Origin of the sequence: Streptococcus suis (genome assembly GCF_046032515.1) — a bacterium.
Classification (GTDB): Bacteria; Bacillota; Bacilli; order Lactobacillales; family Streptococcaceae; genus Streptococcus; species Streptococcus suis_AL.
The window spans coordinates 15,745-32,340 of the sequence record NZ_JARQPJ010000010.1; the positions used below are offsets into that span (position 1 = coordinate 15,745).

A 16,596-nucleotide genomic window follows, 5' to 3' on the forward strand; every position below is an offset into this window, starting at 1 on the left:
CGTAAAATCGTCTTTTTTTGCGTATAATTAAAAATATTTACCAAAACTATTGACAAATCATCAGACGAATATTAGAATATACTTAAAGAAAACGCTTACGATTTTATCGTAGAAAACATTTAGGAGGAATTTCCAATGAAAAAACATGTTGAGCAACGTGTCGAAGACGTTACTTATAACAAAGCCAAGTTATGGCAAATCATATTATTTGCGATGAACAATTCATCGACGAATATTTACTTGGTTGCTTTTACTTTCGTGACTTATTTATCGACAGGTGTACTTGGTCTTGCAGCCCTGTTTGTTAGTCAACTCATGGGCTATATTCGTATCTTTGACGGCTTCATCGATCCTACAATTGGAGTTATCATTGATAAAACGGATACTAAGTTTGGTAAATATCGTCCTATCTTGGTTTTGGGGAATATCATTACAGCAGCTTCTCTTTTTATGATGTTAGGTTTAAGTGGAGTTAGCGAGAGTCTCCGTCTTCCTCTATTCATCCTTGTTTTGATTATCCATAAAATTGGATATTCACTTCAACAGACGATTACAAAAGCAGGACAAGTTGCGCTTACTAATGATCCAAAGCAACGTCCAATCTTTAACATTGTTGATGGTATCGCCACAACTGTGTTGATGACTGGTAGTCAGGTTGTCGTATCAGGAACCTTGGTTCCAAAACATGGTGGGTTTACCCCGGGATTCTTCCAAGAGTTATTCCTTGGTGTAGTAATAATTTCAGCTGTACTGGGTATTCTTGCTATTATTGGTATTTGGGAAAAAGACAATAAGAAATACTTTGGTCTTGGTGAGAAGACACAAGAAACTAAGTTGAAAGACTACTGGAAAGTTATCAAAGGAAATAAACCTTTGCAGGTTCTTTCAATCTCTGCAGCCTTTGTAAAATTTGTTGCTCAACTGTTTGGAGATTCAGTTGTCGGAGTGATGCTGTATGGTATCATCTTTGGTGACTATGCTCTTTCTGGAAAAATGTCTATGCTCTTGATTTTGCCAGGTATTCTTGTAACAGTTGGTGCTGCGCAATTGGCTCGTCGTAAAGGTTTGCGTTTTGCATATGTAACGGCCCTTCAGCTGGGAATTACAGGTTTGATTATTCTTGCTGTTATGCTTCTTTCTGCTGAACCTGGAATGTTAGATTTAACGAATTGGAATCTCTACACAATCGGTTTCTTTGTTGTTTATATCATTGCTCGCTACGCATCTAGTGCTCCATCTGGTTTGGTATTGACCATGGGTGCGGATATTACGGACTATGAAACTTCAGTATCTGGTCGTTACTTGTCAGGTATGATTGGGACTATCTTCTCATTGACAGACTCAATTGCTTCTTCATTTGCCCCAATGGTTGTTGGATTTGTATTAGCAGGTATCGGTTTTGGTAAAGAGTACCCAACTGTTGAAACAGCATTCTCAACAGATTTGAGAATGGCACTGATTGTCCTGTTGACTGTGATTCCAGCAGCGGTATTGAGCGTATCCTTGTTCTTGATGAAATTCTACAAACTAGACCGTGAAGAAATGGCTCGTATTCAAGAGAAAATCCATGTTATGAAAGCGGCAAAAGATGAAGAACGTGTGCGTGCGATTGCAAAAAATGTTCCATTATCTGATATGGATTATGTGGATGTAACTCAATATAAGGTTGACCAGTACGACGATAAATAATACATTAACGACCTAGTTGGAGGCTTCCAGCTGGGTCTTTCATCTAGGAGGCGGTATGAAAAAAATCTTAGCATTTGGAGAAGTTTTATTGCGGCTATCTCCTCCTCATTATCAGACCTTAACACAGGCCACGAGTTTAGATTGTCAGTTTGGTGGTTCGGAGTTGAATGTTTTAGTCAGCTTGGCTCAGCTTGGTCACTCAGTCGAGTTGGTGACAGCACTGCCTAAGAATGAAGTGGGAAAAATGGCAGAACACTTTCTTTTTGCAAGGCAGATTGGACAGAAAAATGTGATTCGAAAAGAGGGGAGGCTGGGGCTTTATTATTATCAAAAGGGTTTCTCTCTGAGACCTAGTCAGGTGACCTACGACCGTGATTATTCTGCTTTCAGCTTATCCAAGGAAGAAGATTATGATTTGGAAGGTATGTTTAACGGTGTTGACTGGTTTCATGTGAGTGGTATAACGGTCGCTTTGAATCCAGATATTTATCGACTGGCCTTTCGTTTGATGGAAATGGCAAAGGAGCAGGGTGTTAAGGTTTCCTTTGACTTGAATTATCGAGAAAGTTTGTGGTCTTCTTTTGAGGAAGCAAGGGAGAAATTATCTCCTTTTGTAGGTTTAGCAGATATTTGCTTTGGTCTAGAGCCTATTCAACTTTTCAATGAATCTGGTAAAGATGTGAAGGATGAATTGGGGTTGAAGCGCCCTTATGAAAATAAAGAGGTCTTGTTGGCGGTGGTTAAAGGTTTAGCAGAGAACTATTCTTTGCAGGGTCTTGCTTTTACCCAGAGGGAAATGACCTACAATAATGAATATTTGCTGAAAGCATACTTGTATCAAGATGGTATTCTTTATGAAACGGAAAAAGAATCCATTCAAGTTTTGGACCGAGTTGGGACAGGGGATGCCTATACAGCAGGAATTATTTTGGGCTATTTGCAGGAAAAAACGCCACAGGAAATAGTCGACTTGGGGATGGCTAGTTTTCAATTCAAACATACCATTGAAGGGGACATTAATGTCATCAGTCCATCAGACATTGATTTGCTATTGAAAAAAGGGTCACGTGAAATAAAACGATAGAAAGAAGGAAAAAGTATGTTGTATCCAATTCAAACAAAAACACGTTCAGTTAATTCCTTAAATGGAATATGGGCTTTTAAGCAAGGGAACAATGATGTTCATAGTCTGTTAGATACAGATGAAGTAATGGTTGTACCAAGTTCGTTTAATGATGTTGTTGTCGATAAAGCAAAGCGCAGTTTTGTCGGAGACAATTGGTATGAACTCATGGTGGCTCTCCCTGTCGTATCAGCTGATGAGGAGTTGGTTGTGCGTTTTTGTTCGGTGACGCATCAGGCCAAAGTCTATGCAGATGGTCAGCTAATCGGGGAGCACAAGGGTGGTTTCACACCTTTTGAATGCTTGATTCCATCAAACTTATACGACGCTGATCAATTCCGGTTGACAGTCTGTGCCAATAATGAACTAAATTATACAACCCTTCCAGTAGGGAATTATAGTGAAGAAGTGGATGAGAATGGTCAAGTTGTAAAGACAGTCAAGGAAAATTTTGACTTTTTCAACTATGCTGGTATCCAGCGGACAGTCTATCTCTATAAACGTCCCAAAAATAGAATTGAGGATATTGTTATTCGGACTGAGCTAAATCAAGATTTGACTCAGGCAGTAGTAAATGTTGATGTGAAGACAATTGGGCAGTACGATTCCATCCGTATGTCTATTTTAGATCAAGAGGGACAGGAAGTAGGTCTTCTTGAAAATGGACAAATGGCCATTGAACATCCACGCCTTTGGGAAGTCTTGGATGCCTATCTCTATACTGCTAAAGTTGAATTATTTGACGGAGAAAACTTGCTAGATACCTACTCAGAACAATTCGGCATTCGTAGTGTTGCGGTTGAAAATGGGCAGTTTTTTATCAATGGAAAACCGTTCTATTTCAAGGGATTTGGTAAACATGAAGATACCTTTATTAATGGCCGTGGTTTCAATGAAGCAGCCAATCTGATGGATTTGAACTTACTGAAGGATATTGGAGCAAACTCTTTTAGGACTTCCCATTATCCCTATTCTGAGGAAATGATGCGGCTGGCAGATCGCTTGGGAATCGTTGTCATTGATGAAGTGCCAGCAGTCGGTCTGTTCCAGCTTTTCAATGCGGCCTTGAATTTGACAGGTGATTCTGAAGTAGTAAAAAATACTTGGGAAGTTATGCAAACCAAGGAGGCTCATGAGCTGGTGATTGATGAATTGATAGCGCGTGATAAGAATCATCCTTCTGTAGTGATGTGGGTTGTTGCCAATGAACCGGCAGGGCATGAAAAGGGAGCACGTGCGTACTTTGAACCTTTGATTCAACGCATGAGGGACAAAGATCCTTCTAAGCGTCCTGTGACCTTGGTCAATATTATGACAGCAACGCCTGATAAGGATGAGGTGATGGATTTGGTCGATGTTGTCAGTCTCAATCGTTATTATGGTTGGTATGTTGCTCATGGTGACTTGAAGGCGGCAGAAAAAAGGCTCCGTCAAGAGTTGGAGACTTGGCAAAAACTTTATCCTGACAAGCCGATTTTGATGACGGAATATGGTGCAGATACTCTTCCAGGTTTGCATTCGATGTGGGATATTCCTTATACAGAGGAATTTCAGGTGGATTACTATGAGATGAACCATCGAGTCTTTGATTCTATTCCTAATTTGGTTGGTGAGCAGGTCTGGAATTTTGCTGATTTTGAAACTACAGTCGGTATCATTCGCATTCAAGGAAATCACAAAGGATTATTCTCAAGAAATCGACAACCCAAGCAAATTGTAAGAGAAATCAAGAAACGTTGGACTGCCATTCCAAACTACCATTATAAGAGGAAATGAGCTATAATAGTAGCAGATAGAAAGTTGTATTGGAGGACCAAGCACATGGCGAAACCCTTGGTAGAAAAAGCATCGGAACGCTTATTAGAATTGATTTTGGAAAGAGGATATGAAGTTGGTGACAAGCTTCCAAATGAGTATGAATTGGCCCAAGATTTAGAAGTTGGACGTTCGACTGTTCGTGAAGCTGTTCGAAGTTTGGCTACTCGAAATATTCTGGAGGTGCGCCAAGGGTCGGGAACCTATATCAGCTCTAAAAAAGGAGTATCAGAGGATCCCCTAGGTTTTTCTTTGGTGAGAGATCGTGTGAAGTTGACGACAGATTTGTTTGAAGTGCGGTATTTGCTTGAACCGAGAATTGCGGAGCGTGTTGCACAGTTTGCCTCGGACGAAGATATTGCAAGGTTGGAAGACATTGTCGTAGCTATTGAAGAGGCGGTAGCTGCTGGAGATTCGAAGCATCTGGAATTGGATGTACAATTCCACTGTATGTTAGCTGAGATGAGTGGGAATCTGGCTATGACAAGTCTGATGCCTGTCATTAATCAATCTATTCATCTGATCAATGAAAATTATTCAAATCGTCAGATGAAATCGGATAGTTTACAGGCCCATAGGAATATCTTAATGGCTATCAAACAACGTCACCCTGTTGCAGCCTATGATAGCATGTTGGCGCATATTATAGCAGTAAGACAGGTTGTATTGAGTGAGTGGTTCGGTAAAGATATGACCTTGCATGGTCTCAACGATCATAAATAGAAATAAAAAATAGATAGCCCAGAAGAATTCTTCTGGGTATTTTTTGCTTTTTTCTTGACAAATCATCTGACGAATTGTATACTATAGCTATAAATGACAACGCTTTCTAATTGGAGGTCAAGATGTTAAAGCAATTAAAAGAAAATTACTTTTTTGCAGTGATTCGCGGAAAAGATGAAGAAGATGCGAAAGAAATCGCTCGCCATGCGATTTTGGGAGGTATTCGAAATATTGAAATCACATTTTCGACTCCAAATGCAGCGACAGTTATCAAAGAATTACAAGAGGAGTTCTCAGATGATTCATCCGTAGTCATTGGTGCAGGAACTGTAATGAATGTATCTCTCGCACAAGAGGCAATTGACGCTGGTGCTAGTTTTCTGGTTAGTCCTCATTTTGATAAAGAAATTCAAGACTTGGCGCAAGAGGCTGAGGTATTCTACTTCCCAGGTTGTGCAACTGCAACAGAGATTGTCACAGCTAGTCAGGCGGGATGTCCTATTATCAAACTTTTCCCTGGTGGTGTCTTGGGTCCTGGATTTATCAAGGATATTCACGGACCAGTGCCCCAAGTGGATTTGATGCCTTCTGGTGGCGTATCGGTTGAAAATGTTGCAGATTGGAAAAAGGCAGGTGCTTGTGCTGTTGGAGTCGGTTCGGCTCTGGCAAGTCGAGTGCAGGCTGAAGGCTATGAAAGTGTAACGACGATTGCTCGCAGTTTTGTTGCAGCTTTGGAGGGATGAAATGAGTTTTAATGACAAAAACTTTATGCTAAAAAACGAGCCTGCTAAGGAGCTTTACGGGAAAATAGCAGAGCTTCCTATCTATGATTTCCATTGTCACTTGGATCCTAAGGAAATTTTTGAAGATAAGGTTTATGAAGATATTGTTGATCTGTGGCTGGGGGGTGACCATTACAAGTGGCGCTTGATGCGGGCTAATGGTATCTCAGAAGAAGAAATCACAGGTTCAGCAAGTAAACTAGATAAGTTTAAAGCCTGGGCAAGGACCTTGGAACGGGCTTTCGGAAATCCTCTCTATCATTGGAGTCATTTGGAATTGCGACAGGTTTTCGGTGTTGAGGAATTGTTGACCGAAGAAAATGCAGAGCGACTCTATCATCAGCTCAATGCTTATTTGCAAGAACATCGAATGAGTCCACGGAAGCTAATTGCGGATGCTAGGGTGACCTTTATTGGGACAACTGACCATCCTCTTGATAGCTTGGAATGGCATAAGCGCTTGGCTGAGGACTCAACTATAGATACTGTAGTGGCACCGACTTTCCGCCCAGATGAAGCCTTTATAGAACATCGAAATTTCAATCCATTTATTAAACGCTTGGAGGAGGTAACAGGGGTAGCAGTAAGAGACTTTGCAAGTTTTGTAGAGGCACTTGGTCAGCGCGTTTCCTATTTTGCTCAACACGGTTGCCGAGCAAGTGACATCAGTTTTACGGCCATTTCATACGAAGAAGCAAGCCTTGAAGAGCTTGATGATATTTTACTAGCAAGACTTGCAGGTAAAGAAGCTGGTCAATCCAGTATCAATAAATGGCAGACTGCTATCTTTAGGGAATTGTGCCGATTGTACAAGAAACATGGCTTTGTGACACAAGTTCACTTTGGTGCCTTACGGAACAACCATACCGGACTGTTTGAAAAACTTGGAGCAGATGTAGGTGTGGATTCGATTGGAGACCAGACATGTCTGACTGTGAATTTGAATCGTTTGTTAGATAACTTGGTCAAGGAAAATGCCCTTCCAAAAATGATTTGGTACAATCTCAATCCAAGTTACAACATTGCTCTAGCCAATACTTTGGCGAATTTCCAGTCCAATGAGGAAGGGCTTCGTAGTCAGCTACAATTTGGTGCTGGTTGGTGGTTTAATGACACCAAGTTGGGTATGATTGACCAGATGAATGCTTATGCAGAACAGGGCATGCTTGCAAATTTTGTTGGTATGTTGACAGATTCGCGTAGCTTTTTATCTTATCAACGGCATGATTATTTCAGACGGATTTTAGCGACTTACGTCGGCCAATGGATTGTTGATGAAGAAGTGCCTGAAGATTACAATCGTTTAGGCCAGCTTGTAGAAGCCATATCCTATTACAATGCCAAAGAATTTTTTGAACAATAAAGGAGAGTAAATCATGAAAATGTCATTTCGATGGTATGGGAAAAAGGATCCTGTGACACTTGAGGAGATTAAGGCGATTCCTGGTATGCAGGGAATTGTGACAGCTGTCTATGATGTGCCAGTTGGTCAAGCTTGGCCCCTTGAAAACATTCTAGAGCTGAAAAAAATGGTAGAAGAGGCAGGACTTGAAATTACGGTTATTGAATCCATTCCTGTCCATGAAGACATCAAACAAGGGAAGCCAAATCGTGATGCCTTAATCGAAAACTATAAAACTTCCATCCGTAATGTCGGGGCTGCAGGTATTCCAGTTGTATGCTACAATTTCATGCCTGTGTTTGACTGGACACGTTCAGACTTGCACCACCCACTTCCAGATGGTTCAACCTCTTTAGCTTTTCTTAAATCTGATTTGGCAGGTGTTGATCCTGTGGCGGATGATTTGAATTTACCTGGTTGGGACTCGTCCTATTCCAAGGAAGAAATGAAGGCTATTATTGAAAATTATCGTCAGAATATTTCCGAAGAAGATTTATGGGCGAATTTGGAGTATTTCATCAAAGCGATTCTGCCAACGGCTGAGGAGGCTGGCGTCAAAATGGCTATTCACCCTGATGACCCTCCGTATGGAATTTTCGGATTGCCACGTATTATTACTGGTCAAGAAGCCGTTGAACGATTTTTGAATCTCTATGATTCAGAGCACAATGGAATTACCATGTGTGTCGGATCCTATGCTTCTGATCCGAAAAATGATGTCCTTGCCATGACGGAATATGCTCTCAAACGCAATCGTATCAATTTTATGCATACGCGCAATGTGACGGCAGGTGCTTGGGGCTTCCAAGAAACAGCACATCTGTCACAGGCTGGTGACATTGATATGAATGCTGTTGTTAAATTATTGGTAGACTATGACTGGACTGGTGCCTTACGTCCAGACCACGGCCGCCGTATCTGGGGAGACCAGACCAAGACACCTGGTTATGGTTTGTATGACCGAGCCCTTGGAGCAACCTACTTTAACGGTCTCTATGAAGCCAATATGCGAGCAGCGGGTAAGACACCAGATTTTGGAATTACAGTCAAAACAGTTGGAAATAAGGAGGGCTAGTATGACACGTGTTATTGAGTTTAAGGATAAGGTTGTTGTTATTACAGGTGCAGGAGGCGTTCTTTGTGGCTATTTGGCAAAAGAATTTGCTAAGGCAGGCGCAAAGGTTGCGCTTTTGGACTTAAATGAAGCTGCGGCTCAGGTCTTCGTTGATGAGATTGCAGCAGCAGGAGGCGTAGCAAAAGCCTATAAATCTAACGTTCTTTCTAAGGAAAATTTGGAAGAAGTTCGCCAGCAAGTCCTGGCAGATTTTGGACCAGTAGATATTTTAATCAATGGTGCTGGAGGCAATAATCCAAAAGCGACAACGGACAATGAATTCCATGAGATTGGACTACCAGCTGAGACCAAAACTTTCTTCGACTTGGATGAGGCAGGTATCAACTTTGTATTCAATTTGAACTATTTGGGAACCTTATTGCCAACACAGGTCTTTGCACAGGATATGATTGGTCGCTCGGGAGCAAATATTATCAATATTTCCAGCATGAATGCCTTTACTCCTTTGACAAAAATTCCAGCCTATTCAGGTGCCAAGGCTGCTATTAGTAATTTTACCCAATGGTTAGCAGTTCATTTTTCAAAAGTTGGCATCCGTTGTAATGCGATTGCGCCTGGATTCTTGGTTACCAACCAAAACCGTGGCTTGCTATTTGACGAGTCAGGTCAACCGACCGCGCGTGCCAACAAGATTTTGACCAATACACCAATGGGGCGGTTTGGTGAAGCCGAAGAGTTGGTCGGAGGGGTCTTCTTCTTGGCAGATGAGAATTTGGCAAGTTTTGTCAACGGTGTTGTTTTACCGATTGACGGTGGTTTCTCAGCCTATTCAGGAGTTTGATGATGAAAACGGATTACGTATTTTGTGTGGACTCTGATGGTTGCGCCATGGACACCATGACCTACAAACATAAACTATTTTTCGGCCCCTTGGCTGCAGATGTTTTTGGTGTTGAAGATAAAGAACCATTTTTAGCTGAATGGAATCGAGTCAATCTCTACTCACGAGAACGTGGCATTAACCGTTTTGTAGGCTTGGTTAAAGGTCTAGAATTTGCAGGTGTGACTGGTATAGACAACTTAAAAAATTGGGTCGCGACCACAGATTCTTTGTCAAATGCTTCTCTGGAAAGATTGATAGAGGAGCAGCCGTCAAAAGACTTGGAATTAGCTTTAGAATGGTCCAATCAAGTCAATCAAGCCATTAAGCATTATAGCGGTCCTGTTTTAGCCTTCATCGGCGTTCACAAGGGCTTGGAAAAATTGAGCCAGTTAGGAAAAGTCTACGTGGTTTCTTCTGCTAATAAGGAGGCAGTAGAAGAAGAGTGGACAGACCAAGGTTTGATGGACTATGTTACAGAATTGTACTGTCAAGACCGTGGTAAGAAAGAAGATGTCATCAAACTGTTAATAGAGGAAGGGTATTGTCCTGATAAGATTATGATGATTGGTGACTCGCCTGGTGATTTGAAGGCGGCGGAATTGAACGGTGTCCATTTCTATCCTATTTTAGTAGGACGAGAGATGCAGTCTTGGACAGATTTGACAGAAACGATTGCAGATGAATTTGTTCATCAAGCATTCAAAGATGAGAAAGAAACAGAATTGACACAGGCATTTTGGAATAATTTAGACGACTAGAGAAGGGCTAGAGGCGCTATGCCCTCTAGCTTTTTTGGAGGCAAATATGACACATTTAGTAGATTTACGGAAGAAACCTTACAGCCTTGATGAAGAGGCTATTTCTTGGATTGAAGAAACCATTGCTCAGATGACCTTGGATGAAAAAATCGGTCATCTCTTTGTCAACATGGGGAGCCAGCGGACGGAAGAATATCTGACTGGAGTATTAAATGATTATAAGGTTGCTGCTGTTCGTTACAATCCTGGACCTGCTGCAGATATTTGGGAGCAAAACTATATTTTGCAGACCAAGTCTAAGATTCCCCTTTTGATTGCAGCCAATACCGAATCTGGTGGGAATGGCGCTGTTACGGATGGAACGAAAATTGGGGATGAAATCAAGATTGCTGCGACAGCCGATCCCCGCTATGCTTATGAAATGGGGAAAGTTGCAGGACTTGAAGCAGCTGCGGTAGGCTGCAATGCCTCCTTTGCACCGATTATGGACCTAAGCCGTAATTGGCGCAATCCAATCATTGCAAACCGAACTTGGGGAGCTAATGTAGACCAAGTCATTGAATTATCCAAAGAATACATGCGTGGCATTATGGAACATGGCATTGTGCCATTTGCTAAGCATTTCCCAGGCGATGGTATTGATGAACGTGACCATCATCTCTCTTTTGCTTCGAATCCAATGACCAAGTCTGAATGGATGGAAACATTTGGACGGATTTACGGTGAGATGGCTGACGCAGGTCTTCCAGGTATTATGGCGGGGCACATTCATTTGCCAAATGTTGAGAAAGAAATGCATCCAGAACGTGAATTGGATGACATGTTGCCAGCTTCGCTGAATAAAACCCTCTTGGATGAGTTGCTTCGTGGAGAGTTAGGTTACAATGGTGCCATTGTCACGGATGCCAGTCACATGATCGGTATGACAGCCTCTATGCCGCGTCGTGAGCTATTGCCTACAGCTATTGAGGCAGGATGTGATCTTTTCCTTTTCTTCAACGATCCAGAAGAAGATTTGCAATGGATGAAAGAAGGATTGGAAAATGGTCTGCTTTCTGAGGAACGCCTCCATGATGCTCTTCGTCGTACCTTGGGCTTGAAAGCTAAACTCGGTCTTCACTTGTTTGAAGGTCGTCGTGAGGAAATCATGTTGCCAAAAGAAGAAGCGCTGGCTTTGATTGGTAGAGATGAGGCGAAACAGCTTGCAAAAGAAGTAGCTGACAAGGCGATTACCTTGGTAAAAGCCAAACAAGAAGGAATTTTCCCTGTCAATCCAGAACGCTACAAACGTATTTTGTTGGTAGAAGTAGATGGCTATAAGGGTGGTTTTGGCGCCATGATCAATGCTGGCAAGAAGAGAGCAGCTGATACGCTGAAAGAACTATTAGAAGCTCGAGGTCACCAAGTATCTATCTGGGAAAATACAGAAGCACGGATTGCCAAATTGCCAGAAGAAGAAAGACCAGCAGCGATTGCAAATGTCTATGCTTCCAAGCGTCCTATTGCAGAAATCACAGATAACTATGATTTGATTATCGATTTAGTCGATGTCAACTCAGGAGGGACAACTCAGCGGATTATTTGGCCAGCTGCCAAGGGAACACCAGACCAGCCTTTCTATGTTCACGAAATTCCAACCATTGTTGTCTCTGTTCAGCACCCGTTTGCACTTGCAGATATGCCACAGGTTGCAACCTATATCAATGCCTATGATGGCTTGCCTGTCACTTTAGAAGCCTTGGTTGCCAAACTAGCAGGAGAGTCAGCCTTTACAGGAGTATCGCCTGTAGATGCCTATTGTGGTTTGGTAGATACACGTATATGGCGAGGAAAATAAGGAGGAAAAAATGCCTAGATTGGTTGATTTGCGGAAGAAACCCTATTGTTTGGATGAAGAGCAGATTGCTTGGGTGGAAAATACCTTGGCTCATCTGACTGATGAAGAAAAAATCGGTCAATTGTTTGTCAATCTATTCTTCTTCGGAGGAGACGCTTTTAGCGGAAATAATTTGAGTAATCAGGAATTGATGAATCGGTACCACATAGGTGGAGCCCGCTATATGAATGGCAGTCCAGAACAGGTACAAGGACTGATTAACGACTTGCAAAGCTATTCAAAAGTACCTCTCTTGGTTGCGGCGAACTGTGACTCAGGTGGAGATGGGGCTGTGAAAGGAGGAACCTATATTTCCTCAGGTGTTCAATCGGAAGCCAGTCGGGATCCTCGTATTCCCTACCTAGCAGGTCTCGTATCTGCGCGCGAGGAGACTGCATTAGGCGTAAATGTCAACTTTGACCCTTGTGTGGATATTGTTCAGAACTGGCGCAATACTATCGTCAATACCAGAGCCTACGGTACAAATGCGGATGATGTGATTGCCTACACCAGTGCCTATTTAGAAGGATTGACTGCTGAAAGAGATGTGATTCAATGTATCAAGCATTTCCCAGGAGATGGTACAGAAGAACGTGATCAGCACCTAGTCCTTGGTGTCAATGAGCTCTCTCCAGAAGAATGGGACAAGAGTTTTGGTCGTGTCTATCGTCATCATATTGACGCTGGCGTTGAGATGATTATGGCGGGTCATATTGCCTTGCCTTACTATCAACAAACATTGAACCCGAGTTTGAAGGACGAAGATATTTTGCCTGCAACGCTGGCTCCTGAATTGATTCAAGATTTATTGAAAGAAAAACTGGAATTCAATGGCTTGGTCATAACAGATGCCAGCCACATGTTGGGGATGACAGCAGCGATGCGTCGTGAAGATTATGTCCCAGCAGCCATTGCTGCGGGTTGCGATATGTTCTTATTCTTCAATAATTTAGAAGAAGATTTTGAATTTATGATCAATGGCTACCGCAAGGGAGTGATTACTGAAGAACGCCTTCATGATGCTCTCCGTCGCATTTTAGGTCTGAAAGCCAAACTCAATCTGCATAACAAGCAAGCAGAAGGAACCTTACTAAAATCAGCTGATGAATTGGCTATTATCGGCTGTGAAGAACACTTGGCTTGGCAACGTGAAGCAGCAGACAAAGCAATTACGCTGTTGAAAGATACACAGAAAAATCTTCCAATCAGTCCAGAAACCCATCGCAGAATCCGTTTGTATTACCTAGAAGGCGAAAAAGAAGGGATTATGGCGGCAAGTACAGAAGTGGTTGATAACCTTAAAGCTGCCCTAGAGGCGCGTGGTTATGAAGTGACTGTCAATGATGGTACAACTCGAATTAAAGGAAAAACGCTGCAATACCGAGAAGAAGTTGATTTAGCTTTAACGGTTGCCAATGTCATTGGATATGGAGCGCAGAATAATTACCGCATCCAATGGAAAACAGCCATGTCCAATGAAGTTCCTTGGTATGTACATGAAGTTCCAACCATTTTCGTTTCACTAAACTATACGACCCATCTTCACGATGTTACCATGGTCAAAACTGCTATCAATGCCTACCATCATAATAAAAACACGATTGAATCTCTCCTTGATAAATTGGAAGGAAAAGATGACTTCTATGGTGTGCCAAATGAGAATGTTTGGGCCAATAAATGGCAGGCAAAACTATAAAACTAAACTCCTTTCTATCCTAGATAGAGGGAGTTTTTCTAGCACGCCAAACGCATGAAGAAAATTTCGTTTTCGGAAATCATATTTTCAATATTTACATCAGTTTTTTATTAAAAAAAGTGATATAATAGCTTTGAAAATGAGGGATTACCCCCGTTAAAGTGTAAGTTTTATGGAAATATTTTGAAAAAATGCATGTAACTAGAAAATAGTTGCATGCATTTTCTTCATGCGTACGGCGTGTTTTTCTAGGGATATTTATTGCCAAACATTCTTATTTTTGATAGAATATTCTTAATTGAATAGAAGTCTGTGAGACTAGTACACCTATGGAAACTGCTCAGGGAGTTGAGCCGTGACTGCAAGCTCAATCAGTGAAAGTTGGTCGAATTCACTCACACAAGGACTTAGAACCTGTATTCACAGTTCAGCACTTCCATCTAAGGCAAGTTTTTCAGCTACTCATCATTAGTTTTTTTTCAAAATACAGTCAGTATTCCCTCAAAAAACAGCCTTGATTAGCGAAAAACCATCTCTTATATGCAAGCTCTTCATTTGTGAATACAGGTTCATAGAACTAAGGTCTGCCTTGCAGATGAAAACGGATGGTACCGCGTGACAACGCTCCGATACGAGTGGTGTCATGCGTTTTTTTATTATTGGAGGAATTATGTCAAACATTGAACAACAGTTGGCTGAATTAAGCCAAACGACACTAGAAAAGTTAAAAGAAATCCAGCACCAAGGAGAAAAAGAACTACAAGACTTGCGTGTTGCGGTTTTGGGTAAAAAAGGGTCCTTGACTGACTTGTTGAAAGGCTTAAAAGACCTGTCTAACGACATGAAACCAATCGTTGGTAAACAGGTCAATGAAGTGCGTGATGTGCTGACAGCTGCTTTTGAAGAAACAGCTCAGAAGGTTGCGGCAGCGAAAATTCAACAGCAATTAGCTTCAGAAACCATTGATGTGACCTTGCCAGGTCGTCAGGTCAAGGTCGGAAAACGTCATGTCTTGACCCAAACTTCTGAGGAAATCGAAGATATTTTCTTGGGCATGGGCTTCCAAATCGTTGACGGATTTGAAGTGGAAAAAGACTACTACAACTTTGAGCGCATGAATTTGCCAAAAGACCACCCGGCGCGTGATATGCAGGATACCTTCTACATCACCGAAGAAATCCTTATGCGGACCCATACGTCGCCTGTTCAGGCACGTACCATGGACCAGCATGATTTCTCAAAAGGTGCCTTGAAGATGATTTCGCCTGGACGTGTTTTCCGTCGTGATACGGATGATGCGACCCACAGCCACCAGTTCCACCAGATTGAAGGTTTGGTTGTTGGTGAAAATGTATCCATGGGCGATCTCAAAGGTACGCTTGAAATGATTATCAAGAAAATGTTTGGTGAAGAGCGTCAGATTCGCCTGCGTCCATCATACTTCCCATTCACTGAGCCTTCTGTTGAGGTGGATGTTTCCTGCTTCAAGTGCGGTGGTGATGGCTGTAATGTATGTAAGAAAACAGGCTGGATTGAAATCCTCGGTGCCGGCATGGTCCACCCGCAAGTATTGGAAATGAGTGGCATTGACTCAACCAAGTACTCTGGCTTTGCCTTCGGTCTTGGTCAGGAACGTATTGCCATGCTTCGCTACGGTATCAATGACATTCGTGGATTCTATCAAGGCGATGTACGATTCTCGGAGCAGTTTTAATCCGATACTCATAAATGGTGCTGAAGCACCTATTTATGAGACGACAGTCGCTATGGCGAACTGTCTAATCGTCTCACTAGTTCTAAGGTTGAAAAAATGTCGTTTTCAACCTTAGAGCGTCGTAATCTCGCACTATTTAAGGTGTGGGAATCGCTGCTCTGCGACTTTCCTAGCTACCTTACTAGGATTTCTAGATAAAAATATCGTTTTGCTTGAAAGCCGTCGTAATCCGATAAAGCTAGTAGATTGTTGTTTGAGAGAAACGGTAGCTGCTCTAGCGGTCTACCTACTTCCCTCACTAGTTCTAAGGTTGAAAAAATGTCATTTTCAACCTTAGAGCGTCGTAATCTCGCACTATTTAAGATGTGGGAATCGCTGCTCTGCGACTTTCCTAGCTACCTTACTAGGATTTCTAGATAAAAATATCGTTTTGCTTGAAATCTGTCGTAATCCGATAAAGTTAGTAGATTGTTGATTGAGAGAAGCGGTAGCTGTTCTAGCAGCTTACTTAACCCAGTTAGAAATGAGAGGTAATGAAATGCAGATTGACCCTATACGTTTAGAGGAGGTTTCTGTTTTGCAGGAGCTGGCTAAGCAGACTTTTGCAGAGACCTTCGCTCACGATAATGACCCGAAGGAACTGGAGGCATTCTTTGAGGAGTCTTATTCCTTGGAGGTCTTGACTAGTGAGTTGTCGGACCCCAATTGCCAGCACTATTTTCTAAGAGTTGATAAACAGATAGCTGGTTATCTCAAGCTAAACCAAGGTCCTGCCCAGACGGAGCAGGAGTTGGAAAATGCCTTTGAAATCCAGCGTATCTATCTCTTGCAGGCTTTTCAAGGTCGCGGTCTTGGGAAGGTCTTGTTTGAGTTTGCTTTGGAAAAAGCAGAGCAGTCAAGCTGTGATTGGGTCTGGCTGGGAGTTTGGGAACATAATTACAAAGCTCAGCAATTCTATGCAAAATACGGATTTGAAAAATTTGGCCAGCATGAATTTGCGGTCGGTGATAAGATTGATGTGGATTGGCTATTAAAACGGCCTTTGCACCAGAAAGGATAA

The 16,596-nt window shown here is 42.1% G+C and carries 13 protein-coding genes; all 13 read left to right on the forward strand.

Features of this window, described 5'->3' with window-relative positions; genetic code table 11:
* The first annotated feature begins 135 nt into the window (after positions 1–135).
* Positions 136–1,689: an MFS transporter gene (locus P7J49_RS05790; RefSeq protein ID WP_408569906.1), complete on the forward strand. Its 1,554-nt coding sequence runs from the start codon at positions 136–138 to the stop codon at positions 1,687–1,689.
* Between the two features lie 55 nt (positions 1,690–1,744).
* On the forward strand, positions 1,745–2,773 hold the full coding sequence (locus P7J49_RS05795) for a PfkB family carbohydrate kinase (protein WP_408569908.1): 1,029 nt from the start codon (positions 1,745–1,747) through the stop codon (positions 2,771–2,773).
* A gap of 15 nt (positions 2,774–2,788) precedes the next feature.
* Positions 2,789–4,588 carry a beta-glucuronidase gene (gene uidA / locus P7J49_RS05800; protein WP_408569909.1) on the forward strand — a complete coding sequence of 600 codons (1,800 nt, stop codon included), beginning with the start codon at positions 2,789–2,791 and terminating at the stop codon, positions 4,586–4,588.
* Between the two features lie 45 nt (positions 4,589–4,633).
* On the forward strand, positions 4,634–5,350 hold the full coding sequence (locus P7J49_RS05805; protein WP_053863794.1) for a FadR/GntR family transcriptional regulator: 717 nt from the start codon (positions 4,634–4,636) through the stop codon (positions 5,348–5,350).
* A gap of 122 nt (positions 5,351–5,472) precedes the next feature.
* Positions 5,473–6,093 (forward strand): bifunctional 4-hydroxy-2-oxoglutarate aldolase/2-dehydro-3-deoxy-phosphogluconate aldolase, encoded by a 621-nt coding sequence (locus P7J49_RS05810; RefSeq protein WP_029176962.1) that lies wholly within the window; start codon positions 5,473–5,475, stop codon positions 6,091–6,093.
* 1 nt (position 6,094) lies between these two features.
* Entirely contained in the window at positions 6,095–7,495 is a 1,401-nt protein-coding gene (gene uxaC, locus P7J49_RS05815) for a glucuronate isomerase (RefSeq protein WP_044778538.1), read from the forward strand.
* A 13-nt stretch (positions 7,496–7,508) separates the two neighbouring features.
* The gene (locus P7J49_RS05820; protein WP_024378476.1) at positions 7,509–8,609 is read left to right on the forward strand and encodes a mannonate dehydratase; all 1,101 of its coding nucleotides are present in this window, start codon (positions 7,509–7,511) and stop codon (positions 8,607–8,609) included.
* Position 8,610: 1 nt separating this feature from the next.
* Entirely contained in the window at positions 8,611–9,450 is an 840-nt protein-coding gene (locus P7J49_RS05825) for an SDR family oxidoreductase (protein WP_023369921.1), read from the forward strand.
* Positions 9,450–10,250: an HAD family hydrolase gene (locus P7J49_RS05830; RefSeq protein ID WP_408569912.1), complete on the forward strand. Its 801-nt coding sequence runs from the start codon at positions 9,450–9,452 to the stop codon at positions 10,248–10,250. Before P7J49_RS05825 ends, P7J49_RS05830 begins: the two co-directional genes overlap by 1 nt.
* Positions 10,251–10,296: 46 nt before the next feature.
* Positions 10,297–12,087 (forward strand): glycoside hydrolase family 3 protein, encoded by a 1,791-nt coding sequence (locus P7J49_RS05835; RefSeq protein WP_408569914.1) that lies wholly within the window; start codon positions 10,297–10,299, stop codon positions 12,085–12,087.
* 10 nt (positions 12,088–12,097) lie between these two features.
* Positions 12,098–13,822 (forward strand): glycoside hydrolase family 3 protein, encoded by a 1,725-nt coding sequence (locus P7J49_RS05840; RefSeq protein ID WP_408569916.1) that lies wholly within the window; start codon positions 12,098–12,100, stop codon positions 13,820–13,822.
* Between the two features lie 670 nt (positions 13,823–14,492).
* Positions 14,493–15,536, forward strand: a complete 1,044-nt coding sequence (gene pheS / locus P7J49_RS05845; protein WP_002939760.1) for a phenylalanine--tRNA ligase subunit alpha — start codon at positions 14,493–14,495, stop codon at positions 15,534–15,536.
* A 538-nt stretch (positions 15,537–16,074) separates the two neighbouring features.
* Entirely contained in the window at positions 16,075–16,596 is a 522-nt protein-coding gene (locus tag P7J49_RS05850) for a GNAT family N-acetyltransferase (RefSeq protein WP_033875308.1), read from the forward strand.

Bases quoted from the DNA above. Each gene is read 5' to 3' on its own strand.
- P7J49_RS05790 (WP_408569906.1), top strand. From the start codon at position 136: ATGAAAAAACATGTTGAGCAACGTGTCGAAGACGTTACTTATAACAAA.
- P7J49_RS05795 (WP_408569908.1), top strand. From the start codon at position 1,745: ATGAAAAAAATCTTAGCATTTGGAGAAGTTTTATTGCGGCTATCTCCT.
- uidA (WP_408569909.1), top strand. From the start codon at position 2,789: ATGTTGTATCCAATTCAAACAAAAACACGTTCAGTTAATTCCTTAAAT.
- P7J49_RS05805 (WP_053863794.1), top strand. From the start codon at position 4,634: ATGGCGAAACCCTTGGTAGAAAAAGCATCGGAACGCTTATTAGAATTG.
- P7J49_RS05810 (WP_029176962.1), top strand. From the start codon at position 5,473: ATGTTAAAGCAATTAAAAGAAAATTACTTTTTTGCAGTGATTCGCGGA.
- uxaC (WP_044778538.1), top strand. From the start codon at position 6,095: ATGAGTTTTAATGACAAAAACTTTATGCTAAAAAACGAGCCTGCTAAG.
- P7J49_RS05820 (WP_024378476.1), top strand. From the start codon at position 7,509: ATGAAAATGTCATTTCGATGGTATGGGAAAAAGGATCCTGTGACACTT.
- P7J49_RS05825 (WP_023369921.1), top strand. From the start codon at position 8,611: ATGACACGTGTTATTGAGTTTAAGGATAAGGTTGTTGTTATTACAGGT.
- P7J49_RS05830 (WP_408569912.1), top strand. From the start codon at position 9,450: ATGATGAAAACGGATTACGTATTTTGTGTGGACTCTGATGGTTGCGCC.
- P7J49_RS05835 (WP_408569914.1), top strand. From the start codon at position 10,297: ATGACACATTTAGTAGATTTACGGAAGAAACCTTACAGCCTTGATGAA.
- P7J49_RS05840 (WP_408569916.1), top strand. From the start codon at position 12,098: ATGCCTAGATTGGTTGATTTGCGGAAGAAACCCTATTGTTTGGATGAA.
- pheS (WP_002939760.1), top strand. From the start codon at position 14,493: ATGTCAAACATTGAACAACAGTTGGCTGAATTAAGCCAAACGACACTA.
- P7J49_RS05850 (WP_033875308.1), top strand. From the start codon at position 16,075: ATGCAGATTGACCCTATACGTTTAGAGGAGGTTTCTGTTTTGCAGGAG.